The organism is Actinomyces oris (genome assembly GCF_001937445.1).
Lineage (GTDB): Bacteria > Actinomycetota > Actinomycetes > Actinomycetales > Actinomycetaceae > Actinomyces > Actinomyces acetigenes.
Map to the genome: position 1 here is coordinate 83,518 of NZ_MSKS01000011.1, position 12,033 is coordinate 95,550.

At 65.7% G+C, this 12,033-nt stretch carries 10 protein-coding genes, 1 pseudogene and 1 CRISPR repeat array; of the genes and pseudogenes, 1 reads left to right on the plus strand and 10 read right to left on the minus strand.

Features of this window, described 5'->3' with window-relative positions; genetic code table 11:
* Window positions 1-37: 37 nt before the first annotated feature.
* Complete coding sequence (locus tag BKH20_RS03915; RefSeq protein WP_075390012.1) at window positions 38-712, minus strand: response regulator; 675 nt, start codon at window positions 710-712, stop codon at window positions 38-40.
* A gap of 68 nt (window positions 713-780) precedes the next feature.
* On the opposite strand from BKH20_RS03915, the gene BKH20_RS03920 reads away from it, so the two are divergent.
* Entirely contained in the window at window positions 781-1,977 is a 1,197-nt protein-coding gene (locus tag BKH20_RS03920; RefSeq protein WP_256693024.1) for a sensor histidine kinase, read from the plus strand.
* Between the two features lie 1,447 nt (window positions 1,978-3,424).
* Here the strand turns inward: BKH20_RS03920 and BKH20_RS03925 are convergent.
* From BKH20_RS03925 to BKH20_RS03965, 9 genes and pseudogenes are all read right to left on the minus strand, one after another.
* A complete protein-coding gene (locus BKH20_RS03925) occupies window positions 3,425-3,748 on the minus strand; it encodes a DMT family transporter (RefSeq protein WP_075390013.1) in 324 nt (107 codons plus the stop codon).
* Window positions 3,745-4,146 (minus strand): DMT family transporter, encoded by a 402-nt coding sequence (locus BKH20_RS03930; protein WP_430793343.1) that lies wholly within the window; start codon window positions 4,144-4,146, stop codon window positions 3,745-3,747. The genes BKH20_RS03925 and BKH20_RS03930 overlap by 4 nt, the downstream gene beginning before the upstream one ends.
* 68 nt (window positions 4,147-4,214) lie before the next feature.
* Entirely contained in the window at window positions 4,215-4,625 is a 411-nt protein-coding gene (locus BKH20_RS03935) for a YvaD family protein (protein WP_075390015.1), read from the minus strand.
* 36 nt (window positions 4,626-4,661) lie between these two features.
* Entirely contained in the window at window positions 4,662-5,165 is a 504-nt protein-coding gene (locus BKH20_RS03940) for an HXXEE domain-containing protein (RefSeq protein ID WP_075390016.1), read from the minus strand.
* A 178-nt stretch (window positions 5,166-5,343) separates the two neighbouring features.
* Window positions 5,344-5,862: a TetR/AcrR family transcriptional regulator gene (locus BKH20_RS03945; protein WP_198498108.1), complete on the minus strand. Its 519-nt coding sequence runs from the start codon at window positions 5,860-5,862 to the stop codon at window positions 5,344-5,346.
* Window positions 5,863-6,177: 315 nt separating this feature from the next.
* Entirely contained in the window at window positions 6,178-6,750 is a 573-nt protein-coding gene (folE, locus tag BKH20_RS03950) for a GTP cyclohydrolase I FolE (RefSeq protein WP_070658123.1), read from the minus strand.
* A gap of 52 nt (window positions 6,751-6,802) precedes the next feature.
* On the minus strand, window positions 6,803-8,875 hold the full coding sequence (gene ftsH / locus BKH20_RS03955) for an ATP-dependent zinc metalloprotease FtsH (protein WP_075390018.1): 2,073 nt from the start codon (window positions 8,873-8,875) through the stop codon (window positions 6,803-6,805).
* Between the two features lie 196 nt (window positions 8,876-9,071).
* On the minus strand, window positions 9,072-9,881 hold the full coding sequence (gene cas6, locus BKH20_RS14910) for a CRISPR system precrRNA processing endoribonuclease RAMP protein Cas6 (RefSeq protein ID WP_075390019.1): 810 nt from the start codon (window positions 9,879-9,881) through the stop codon (window positions 9,072-9,074).
* A gap of 459 nt (window positions 9,882-10,340) precedes the next feature.
* Window positions 10,341-10,667: a CRISPR direct-repeat array (repeat unit 38 nt; unit sequence GGTCAGAAAGCACCCAGCACCAGAAGGTGCATTAAGAC).
* A 458-nt stretch (window positions 10,668-11,125) separates the two neighbouring features.
* Window positions 11,126-12,033: pseudogene (locus BKH20_RS03965) on the minus strand (ISL3 family transposase); the annotation flags it as partial.

A 12,033-nucleotide genomic window follows, 5' to 3' on the forward strand; every position in this document is an offset into this window, starting at 1 on the left:
TGCGGTGAGGGCTGCTCCAGTGACCGGGACGGCGGACTCAGGCCCCCTGGGTCTTGTGGACGGCGACGACGAGCTTGAGGCGGGACGGGACGTCGTACTTCTTCATGAGGTGGGAGACGTGGGTCTTGACCGTGGACTCGGCGACGATGAGCTGCTCGGCGATCTCGGCATTGGAGTAGCCCTCGCACAGGAGGGTGAGGACCGCCTGCTCGGCCTCGGTGACGTCGGGGGCCTGGGCCGTCTGCGGGGAACGCAGGTGGCGGGTGACGAGCCGAGAGGTGGCGGCCGGGGAGATCGTGGTTCCGCCCGCGCTGGCGGCGATGACGGCGCGGATGATCTCCTCGGGCGAGGCGTCCTTGAGCAGGAAGCCGTTGGCGTGCTGGGCGAGCGCGGCCACCATCGCCTCGTCGTCGTCGAAGGAGGTCAGCACGACGACGGCCGTGCGGGGCCACTGGCGGCGCACCCGGGTGAGCAGCTCCAGGCCGTCCATCTCGGGCATGCGCACGTCGGTGAGCAGGACGTCCACGCGGATCTTGTGGAGGAAGGCCAGGGCATCGGCGGCGCGGGAGAAGGTGCTGGTCACCTCGATGCGCTCGTCCGAGCTGAGATAGGCCCGCAGCGCCTGCAGGACGAAGGGGTCGTCGTCGACGATGGCGACGCGCAGGACCTGCGAGGGGGCAGCCGAACCATCAGTCACGTTGGGAACCGTCATGGAAGGATATTATCCGGATCAGCTCAGGGGAAGGTGGTGAGATGGTGTCCGCTGTTGCAGCGAATCTGATGCAGCCCACGCGGTACACGACGTGGCGGCCGACCTGGCGGCTGCACCTGGCACACGCCTTCCTGGCCGTGCTGATTACTCTGTTCTCGATCGCGATGACCTGGCCGCTGTCCTTCATCGCGGTCCTCTTCGAGATCGCCGGGGGGCTGGCGCTGGCGCTGAGTAGCCGCTTCCCGTGGCCCGGGGCGGCGCTGGGGGCTGCGGTGACCTGGACCGCCACCGTGGTGCTGACCGACGTTCCCTTCTCTCCGGGCATCATCCCTTGGCTGTGCACAGCGATCCTCGTGGCCCGCGGATTCTCGCGTATGCCCGCCTACAGCCTGGTGGTCTTCTCGCTGGTGATCGTCATCGCCGACATCCAGTGGAACGGAGCGAGCACGACCTGGTACTCGCTGTTGCAGGTCTCGCTCCTTATCGGGGGCGGGGCCATCACTGTGGCAGAGCTCATCCGCAGCCCGCGCGACCAGGCCGAGCGCTCCTTGCACACCTACCGCGAGAGCATGGAGCGCCAGCGTCTCCTGGTGGTCACCGAGCTGCATGACACGGTGGTGCGCGACCTGACCCACGCGGTGATGACGGCTGAGCAGGCCCGGCTCGCGCATCCCCTGGACGCGGCGCTGGCGCCCGAGTTGGACGCGATGACGGTGGCGGTGCGCGCGGCGGTGGAGCAAATGCGGCACGCGCTGCGTGCCATGAGTGATATCCGCGGGGGCGAGCGGCTGGATATCGAGGCGACCTCTGCGCCGCGCCCCCTGGAGGCGGTCATCTCCGATGCCGCGGCCATCCTGGGGCAGCGGGGAGCGCGTCTGGAGGTCGAGGGCCTGGAGCTGCTCGGGATCCCCGTAATTCCACCGGGCGTGCGCCTCCAGCTGCTGCGGGTGCTGGGCGAGCTGGTGTCGAACATCTCCAAGTACACGGCCCCGCAGGGGCGGGCGCGGCTGGTCATCGAGTCCGACGGGCGCTCCCTGGAGGCGATGGCGAGCAATGACATCGGTTTTCCGGGGCAGGTGGGCGGTGTGTGGGCCGGCGGCGGCGCGCCGGGCAGTGGCGTACCGGGCTATGACGCCTTCTCCTCGGGCCTGGGCCTGGAGGGGGCACGGCGCCGCGTCGAGGCCCTGGGCGGCAGCCTGAGCGTGAGCCAGGGCGAGGGCCGCTGGACCACGGTCTTCAGCGTCCCCTTCCAGGCGGTCTCCTGAAAGGCCGCCCGGCGCCACGGTCGCACCCATCCCCCTCGCCTCACGCTACCCCACGTCCGGCGCTACCAGCCTCATCCTGCGCTGTATCGCCCTGGCCATTCCAGACCCCGTAGACATCATCACGCCCGCGCACACACTGAGGCTTATTCACAGCATTAGCCGACGCTGGCATCCGCGCAGGTCACAGCACTTTCGATGGATGTTGTGAATAAGCCTCACTGTCTAACTCATCAACAACGCGGCCAAACACATACCCCTCCAGCACCACCATCCTCATCATCGAGACCGACGACAACACCCTCGAGCGCATGCGTGCCAAACCCATCGCCCCCGACCGGCCCACCAGCCTCCTCCACCTTTAAGCGCACCGGAGCGACTGACATCCACAGAAAGTCGTATGTGATTTCATCCATAAGAAGGATACCGGAACCTCGCAAGACAGGCCATACTCAAGCCATCACCTCACCACCACAAGGAGTCGAGTATGCGTAAGATCGTTTCCCCCATCCTCTCCGCCGCCATCCTCGGAGGAGCTTTGCTTTTGTGTTCGCCTTCACAGGCAGCCCCCGCCTACACGCATGCCCATCAACAACCCACCACCTTTCAAATGTCGACGAAACTTACTTGCGTAAAAATATTGAATATATACTCCATATGCTGACCCGTATTACCAACTAGCCGAAACCCCATTTTTTAAGAAGTAGGGGCGATTCGCAACTAGTCGATCATCGTTCGTTTTCGAACCACATGCAATAGCGACCAACATCTCACAAGGACGTTCCCTTGATGTCGCCCACATGAAACTGGGCGACATCAAGGGAACTGCCTTTTCATGCCGTATCCGCAAGAGCATTCTCAACATCGACTCGCATCTGGCAAGATACTGACCAGCTCGGATTCGTCTTAGCCCCGCAAGGGCGCTGAACTTCTCCGACCTCGTCGCTGCCGTGGCCTCCTCAGCCGGGCATGGAGAGGACGCAGCGCCGTATGAAGGCCATGGGCGCCAGCCTGAGCGTGAGTCAGGGCGGGGCCGCTGGACCACCATCTTTTCCATCCCCCTCCAACCCACATCCCCAATGCCCACCGACTGAGGCACCGGCGAGGACGTTCCGCGCGGCCGAGTGCAAACCACTCCGGCCGAGGACATGTCACGCGTTCGGGGACAACCGTCCTGTCCCCGGACGCGTGGACTGCGCCCATCGATGTCGAGTGTCCCCGGCCGAGAGAGCCTTCTGCCCACGCCACGTACCTCAGGAGCTGCTCGGCCAGTCCGCGCGGGACAGGAACGAGCCGATCGTGTCCAAATCGGTGACAAAGGCTCGGAACGGACACACACTGACGAAAGAAAACCGCATGATTCCGCGGTTCATATTGACGGCCAAGGAGTGCCGACGGCCCTTTGTCACCGATTTGGACATTCTGGCCCGTGATCGCCTTCGGTGCGTTGTCAGTGCGCGCTGCCGAGCTCGACGAGGAGCACCCCGGCCATGATGAGCGCGATGCCGGCCACTATGGTGCGGGTCAGTGGCTCACCGAAGAGATACCTTGAGGCGATTGCCGTGACGGCCACTCCCCCGGCCGACCAGATCCCGTAGGCGACACCGAGCCCCAGCCCCTCCTTGAGGGCCAGAGTCAACATGGCGAAGGCCCCCAGGTAGCCGGCCATGACGGTGCCGTACCATCGCAGCCCTCTGCCGTCGGAGGCGAGCTTGAGCGAGAGTGTGCCGGTGGTCTCGGAGGCGATAGCCGCCACCAGGTAGACCCCGCTCATGACGCCTCACCGTCCTTGTCCTGCGTGCCTGCTCGCTGCGCCCCGACCTCAACGAGGAGCACTCCGGCCATGATGAGCGCAATGCTGAGGGCGACGATCACCGTGATCGGCTCACCGAAGACAAGCATGGACAGCACGGCGGTCAGCACCACACCCAGGGCGCCCCAGAGCCCGTAGGCGACGCCGAGCGGCATGCCGGCCTTGAGCGTCAGCGACAGGAGGATGAAGGCCAGCGCGTACCCGATCCCAACCATGACGTAGAAGCCCGGATGGTTGAGGGCCTGGCGCAGGGCGAGGGTCGCCAATACCTCGGAGACGATGGCGCCTCCGAGAGCCGGCCAGGCGCACACGCCACGGCCCGCTGTCCCCGGGTGCTCCTTCAGCGCACCGAGCACCATCCGGCCTGTGGGCGCGCCCGGGCGGCATACGCTCCCCCACGTCGATGGGCAGAGCACGTCCTTGACCGTCACGCCCGGTTCTCCGCGGTCTCGAGCCGCCGGCAGACCATGGAGCCGAAGGCGAGCGCCGGGACGATCATGAGCAGGGCGTTGGGCCCCCACCACAGCGGGTCGAAGTCACGGTAGAAGGACCAGAAGGAGATCGCCATGAACCCGGCGCAGAAGGTGAGCATGAGTCCGACCGTCAGCACCAGGTCCCCGATCCTGCTGCCCACCCGCGTCAGGTGGGCGCCGAGGAAGGCGGTCAGCGCGGCGGCCACGTCGAGCGGGAAGAAGGACCAGTTCCAGGCCTGGATGACCTGGTTGGAGTAGTCCTTGAAACGCAGGTGCTCGGGAATGAGATTGAGGAAGACGGCCGCCCAGTAGAGCAGCAGCCCGGCATCGACGGCCACCAGCAATTTCTTATACGTGGAGCCCATACATACATCCCTACATTGTGGCGACATTTTCGTCGACTAACCCTGGGCGTATCCGACGAAGCGCCGCTCGATTCTCGGCATCAAACGGTGCATTACGTACAGGTTCCCGTAGACCACCACCATCACCAGCATGAAACATGCTACTGTCAATATATTGACCCTCCAGTAGTGGGAGATAATAAACCACATCAGCGGAACCTGAAGAGTGACAGTCACAACCCCCGGAACATACCCCCTGAACCGGAAACACATTCTATAGTGGATAAGAAAGTGAAGGCTGTACGCCACACAGAAGCACAAGTACAACTCGTCACCTCGCGTCAACGAACACACATAAGAAACAGTCAACAGAATAACAAACTCCTCCAGCACCCCCACCGTAAACGCCGAACCATCTCTGGTTTCCCCAAAATAATCTGCCTGATTGGGGAGCGCCCGAAACTTCGACCGCCGCTTCCACAGAGGCAGAAACACCATCTCCTCAAAATCGTGCAGAATAAACAGGATCGGCAGCGCCCAGTAGCCGAGCAGAAACGACATTCTTCCTCCCAGTGATGACCCATCAGTCGATGAGGACTGTATGCGGGAATCACGCCCCATTCCACTCACACAGCACTTGTGGTACAGATTCGCAGAATCTGTACCACATAACAGGGATGTCAAGCTCACCTCTCAATGCGGGCCGCTCACAGGCGTCAAGACCTCAGGATGGAGTCGACTATGGCAAGCATTCAGCGTAAACCGACAATTCCTCGAGAAATGTCCGGACAACCTCCGAAGCCTTCGGGTCCATACCACGATCGAGCCAATGCAGGAGAATATTCCACATTCCACCAACGAACAGCAGATCCACGAGAGTTTCGTCAACTCCGGAGACCCCATGCCAGGGAAGGTCGGAGTGCGGCAGCGCCTCTAGGAACTTTTTTCGCTGCACATCAAGCGCCAGATCCAAAAGCTGACGCCTCCTCAATAGGATAACATACTCTTTGCGATCCCCCCAGAAGGAGAAATAATAGTTGAGAATTCCCTCAACATCCGATATGCCGCGCTCTTCAACACCTTGGAGATACTCTCTCAACAACTCCTCAATATAGAATGTCAAGACGGACCTCTTCGTGGAGAAGTGGCGATAGTATGTATTTCTAGATACACCCGCCTTGGCCACTACCTCTGATACAGAGATCTCATCAAGCTCATAAACCGCAAGCTTTTCAAAGAGCGCCTCAGCGATCCGCACCTTAGAACGGTACACGCGGGCGTCCACATCGACTTCACCACGATCAGCGCTCCTCATCATATTCTAGGAGTGTAGCCCTCGACCGCAGACAGAGACTCAGGATGTGCTGCCTGCTGGGCGAGAGCCTCAGCCCCTCACTTCACGGTTCTCCGGCCCTGCCAACCAGGGATCGAGCGCGCAGCGCAATCGCCAGCCCGAGTGAAGTGCGCCATGTGCCGGCCAGGAACACTCTCAGATCTCAGCAGTACATCCCCCAGCACTCCCGGCGGCGGCCCAAGACCGTCCAGAGTGAGGGGCGATAGCTGCGGCCCGCGCTCAGGACCGCCGGCCCAGGACCAGGCTCATGGCCTCGGAGCGGGTGGCGGCGTTGCGCATGATGCCGCGCACGGCGGAGGTGACCGTGTTGGAGCCGGGCTTGCGCACGCCCCGCATGGACATGCACAGGTGCTCGGCCTCGACGACCACCAGCACACCCCGGCACCCCAGGCGCTCGACGAGAGCGTCGGCGATCTGCCGGGTGAGGCGCTCCTGAACCTGGGGTCGCCGGGCGTAGCCGTCCACGAGGCGCGCCACCTTGGACAGACCGGTGACGCGCCCGTCCGCGCTGGGGATGTAGCCCACGTGCGCCGCCCCGTGGAAGGGCAGCAGGTGGTGCTCGCACACCGAGTACATGGGGATGTCGCGCACGAGGACCATCTCCTCGTGCCCGACGTCGAAGACCCGCTCGACGTGCTCGGCCGGGTCCTGGCCGAGGCCGGCGAACATCTCCGCGTAGGCGCGCGCCATGCGCTCGGGGGTGTCGCGCAGCCCGTCGCGCTCGGGGTCCTCCCCGATGGCGACGAGCAGGTCGCGCACCGCGCGGCGCACGCCCTCGGCGTCGTAGCTCATGGTCAGCCCCTGTCTCTCTGCGCCTGCCGGGCCCGCCGGGGCCCGGTTCGGCTCACCGGTTGTAGCCCCAGAAGTCGCTGCTGTGGGAGTCGCCCGACTCCTCGCCGGCTCCGTCATCGGCGGAGGCGGCCTCGACGACGGGCAGCGACTCGTCGCTGCGCCACAGGGGCCGCTCGGGCTGCTTGATGACGCCCTCGAAGATCCTCTCCAGGTCCTTCTCCAGGAGCGTCTCGCGGGTGAGGAGCTCCTCGGCCAGCTTGTCGAGCACGGCGCGGTTGCGGGTGAGGATCTCCCAGGCCTCCCGGTGGGCGGTGTCCAGCAGGTTGCGGACCTCGTCGTCGACGGTGGCGGCGACCTGCTCGGAGAAGTCGCGGCTGGTGGCGTTGAGACCCAGGACCGTCTCGCTCTCGGTGGTGCCGAGCTTGACGGCGCCCACCGCGCTGGTCATGCCGTAGTCGGTGACCATCTTGCGGGCCGTGGCGGTGGCCTTCTCGATGTCGTTGGAGGCGCCGGTGGTGGGGTCGCGGAAGATGATCTCCTCGGCGGCCCGCCCGCCCATGGCGTAGACGAGCTGGTCGAGCAGCTCGTTGCGGGTGGTGGAGTACTTGTCGTCCTGGGGCATGACCTGCGTGTAGCCCAGGGCGCGCCCGCGCGGCAGGATCGTCACCTTGGTGACCGGGTCGGAGTAGGCGCCGGCGGCCGCGCACAGGGCGTGGCCGGCCTCGTGGTAGGCGGTGACGCGCTTCTCGTGCTCGCGCATGACCCGGGAGTGCCTCTGCGGGCCGGCGATGACGCGGTCGATGGCCTCGTCCAGGGCCCGGTTGTCGATGAGGTGGGCGTTGCAGCGGGCGGTGAGCAGGGCGGCCTCGTTGAGGACGTTGGCCAGGTCCGCGCCGGTGAAGCCGGGGGTCCGCTTGGCCACGAGGTCGAGGTCGACGTCGTCGTTGAGGGGCTTGCCCTGGGCGTGGACCTTGAGGATGGCGGCGCGCCCGGCCATGTCGGGGGCCTCGACGCTGACCTGCCGGTCGAAGCGGCCGGGGCGCAGGAGGGCCGGGTCCAGGACGTCGGGGCGGTTGGTGGCGGCGATGAGGATGACGTTGGTGTTGGCGTCGAAGCCGTCCATCTCGACCAGGAGCTGGTTGAGGGTCTGCTCGCGCTCGTCGTGCCCGCCGCCGGTTCCCGAGCCGCGGTGGCGGCCGACGGCGTCGATCTCGTCGACGAAGATGATGGCGGGGGCGTTCTCCTTGGCCTGGTCGAACAGGTCGCGCACGCGCGAGGCGCCCACGCCGACGAACATCTCAACGAACTCGGAGGCGGCCATGGAGAAGAAGGGCACGCCGGCCTCGCCGGCGACGGCCTTGGCCAGGAGGGTCTTACCGGTTCCGGGCGGGCCGTACAGGAGGACGCCCTTGGGGATCTTGGCGCCGACGGCGCGGAACTTCTCGGGCTCGGAGAGGAATTCGCGGATCTCCTGGAGCTCCTCGACGGCCTCGTCCTCGCCGGCGACGTCGTCGAAGGTGACGTCGGGGATCTCCTTGGAGCCGACCCTGGCCTTGGAGCGGCCGAAGCCCATGGCGCCGCCGCGCCCGCCGCCCATGCGACTGATGAGCCACCACATGAAGCCGCCCAGCAGCAGGGCGGGGACGAGCAGCTGGATGAGGGAGGCCCACCAGCTGGTGGTGGGCACCACGGAGTTGAAGCCCTCCTTGGGGGCGGCGGCCTGCACGAGGCGGTCGACCTGCTCGGCCTGGGCGTCGGTGTAGGAGAACTCGACCTTCTTGCCCACCGGGCGGGACTCGATGCCCTTCTTCTTGGGCTGGACGTAGGTGGTGGTGAGGTCCAGCTCGACGCGCTGGTTGCCGTCGATGACGGTGATCGACTTGATCGTGTCCGGCTTGTCCCGCAGGAGCGTCAGGCCGTCGGAGGTGTCGATGGTGCGGTAGCCGAACATCGAGGAGAAGACGGCCCAGCCGAGGATGACGACCAGAAGGAAGGGCACCAACCACAGGAACGGGTTGCCCAGGGTGTCGCGGAGCTTGCGGTCGCGCCTGCTGCGGTCGTTCTTACCGGCCTTGCCCGGCTTCCCCGAGTCCTTGCGGCCGGGCTCGCGCCCAGAATCTTTCATCGTGCGGTAGGTCCCTTCAACATACTGATTCCTCAGACGTTAGCGGATAGCACGGCAAAGGTCCCATTGCGCTTGCTCACGTTCGCGCCGGGCGTGGCCGGGAAGATCCGGGAGTGCCGGCCGGTTGGAGGTTCCCCGGCCGCGAGGACGCACCGTTGGGCCCGAGGACTGCGGCCCGGAGGTGCGCCCGCGCCCCCTATGGTGCGTCCGCGACGACGTCGATGACGCCCATCCCGTAGGCGCTGTGGGAGCCGACGCTCGTGTAGCGGGCCAGGGCCATGAGCTGGGAGAAGACGGCGGTGATGGAGCCGGCGGCGGGGGCGCTGATGCGCAGGGTGCCGACGCTGGCGGGGATGCGGCGACTGGAGAGGCGTCCGCGGCGGTCGGCACGCGGCATGCCCAGGCCGACGACGGTGCGGCGGGTGCGGTCTTGGGTGATGAGGACGGAGGTGAGGCGCTCGCGCTCGGGGAGCTCGGGGGCCAGGGGGCGGCACCAGCGGCGCCAGCGCGCGTGGAGGCTGGTGGCCAGGGAGGCGGCGGTGACCTCGGGGACGTGGTGGCCGCGGGAGGTGAAGACGGTGGGGGTGAGCAGGCGGATGTCCCAGGCGGTGGAGGCGGTCTGGGCGGCGAGGTTCTCCCAGTCGGCTTGTTCGAGGACCTGGGCCTCGACGGCGGCGAGCATGGTGGTGGTCTCGCCGCCGTCGCCGATGGGTAGGACTCCGCCCCAGGCGAGCCAGGCGTCGAGCGTGTCCAGGAGGCGGTCGTCGAGGAATCGCAACTCGACGCCGAGGCCGTCCGGGGTCTGGGTCATGTCGCCCAGGCAGTAGGGCTTGGGGCCGGGCTGGCCGTGGGGTGGGCGGTGGGCGAGGGCGGGCAGGCGTGCGGCGCGCTCGGGGCTGACTCCTTCGGGGAGGTCGAGGACTCTGCCCCAGGCGGCGTGAAGGCGACGGGGGGTGGCCTCGACCGGGCCGGGCGCATCGAAGCGGACGAATACGGTGGCGGGCACTCGACGGGGCTCCTTTGCGGCGTGATGTGTGGTGGGTGCGGCAGGCAGGCCGACGGCGGCGCCGGCTGGTGGCGGGAGGCCGGCGCAAGGCCGTCTACCTCATTCTTTCTGGCGACACTACCGGAGGGGAGGCGGCCTGTACGGGGAGTTCGAGAGGTCGACGTTCTTCAGCATCGACGGCCAGGAGGAGGCGGAGAGGACGAGAGCCGGCGGCGCGCCGGTCGAGCCACGGAAGCACAATGTGTCGGCAGTCATAGCCGGGAACGTCGACCTTTTGGCTTGACGTCGTTGGAAGCTGGTGGCTGAAGGTACTCAAGGGGGCGTCGGTGGCGCTTGGCGTCAGGACGCCGAAAGGTGGTTAAATAGGGGCGGTGCCGGCCGGTCCCGCGGGGTGCTTGCGGAGCCGGTGGCGCTCCAACCCCTAGAAGTGGCGCAACGACGCCACTCCCAGAAGCAGGGGGTCAGAAAGCACCCAGCACCAGAAGGTGCATTAAGACGGCTCGACGGCGGACATGAGGCGCATCCGCTTGGAGTCAGAAAGCACCCAGCACCAGAAGGTGCATTAAGACTTGTCGGCGTGGCGCTCGGCCAGGGCGGTAAGCCCAGGTCAGAAAGCACCCAGCACCAGAAGGTGCATTAAGACGTGGTGGAGATTCAGTCGAGTGATCGGCTTGTTGGGTCAGAAAGCACCCAGCACCAGAAGGTGCATTAAGACCCTCCAGCTCGTGAATACGAGCTGCATTCAGGAGGTCAGAAAGCACCCAGCACCAGAAGGTGCATTAAGACTCACCTCAACAGCATTGATGAGTCCCAGAAACATCCAGTCAGAAAGCACCCAGCACCAGAAGGCCTATTGACGGGACTTACAGTCCACCCTCATCTCCTTTACGAGCTGAGCGGCCAGACGGCTCGGCGGAGGAAGCGCTCCCGATGTCGCACGGGCCCGACTCCTCCACCACCACACCAGGATGTGCCCGCAGTCACAGGCGGGAACGTCGATCTTTTGGCTTGACGTCGTTGGAAGCTGGTGGCTGAAGGTGCCTGAGGTGGAGTCGGTGGCGCTTGACGCCAGGACGCCGAAAAGTGTTTAAATAGGAGCGCTGCCGTCCGGTCCCGCAGGGCGCTTGCGGAGCCGGTGGCGCTCCAGCCCCTGGAAATGGCGTAACGACGCCGCTCCCAGAGGCGGGGGTCAGAAAGCGGCTCTTCGTGTTTGGGGGTGTGGTAGGTGGGGCTTGTCGGCTGGTTTAGGTGGTTGTTGTCAGGTGGTCTTTGAGGCGTCCGGTGTGGATGAGGCTGCGGATGGTGTAGTTGGTGAGGTTGCGGAATCCTAGGGCGATGCCGCGTAGGTGCTCCAGGTGTCCGTTGATGGCCTGGCGTGGGGCCGTTGGAGGTGCGGGGCTGGTCGAAGTAGGCCAGAATGTCCTGGCTGCGGCTGGTCAGGGTTCTGGCCAGGGTCTGGATCTCCTCGGGCCCGTTGGGGATGGTCTGTTTCAGGGAGTTGATGAGCCGTTGCATCAGGTACTTTCCCAGGCCCGGGTCCTCGACCCTGTAGGCCTGGATGAGACGCTGGTAGACGCCCCAGGCGGCCTGGACCGCAGCGTGGCGATCATCAGCGAACAGAGCCTCGAGACGCCTGGCCTGAGCATCGGTGAGCAGGCCGGCCCCGGTGTGCAGGGTGCGCCTGGCCCGGTAGAGCCGGTCACCCGCCCGGCCCCGCCGCCCTGTGATCGCCCTCTGGATGCGGCGGCGGCACTCATCGAGCTTGTCTCCTGCTAGGGACACGACATGAAAAGGGTCCATGACCGCCCGGGCCTGTGGGAGCTCCTCGCCAGCGGCGCTCTCGGGACCCGGTGAACCCGTCCATGGCTACCACCTCGACCCGCCCACGCCAGTCCTGGTCGCGCTGGGAGAGCCAGGTCTTGAAGACCTTCTTGGACCGGCCCGGGACCACGTCCAGCAGCCGGGCCGGACCACTGCGGTCGCGTACCGGGGGTCAGGTCAATGACCACGGTGACGTACCGGTCGCCCCGCCTGGTGTGGCACCACACAGAGGGGGCACCTCCCGCACGGGAGCGAAGCGCGCGGGGGAATCGTCGACGCCGAGAACCTCCACACCGTCGAAGCGATCAGGGGTGCCGGTGATGGTCTGCTC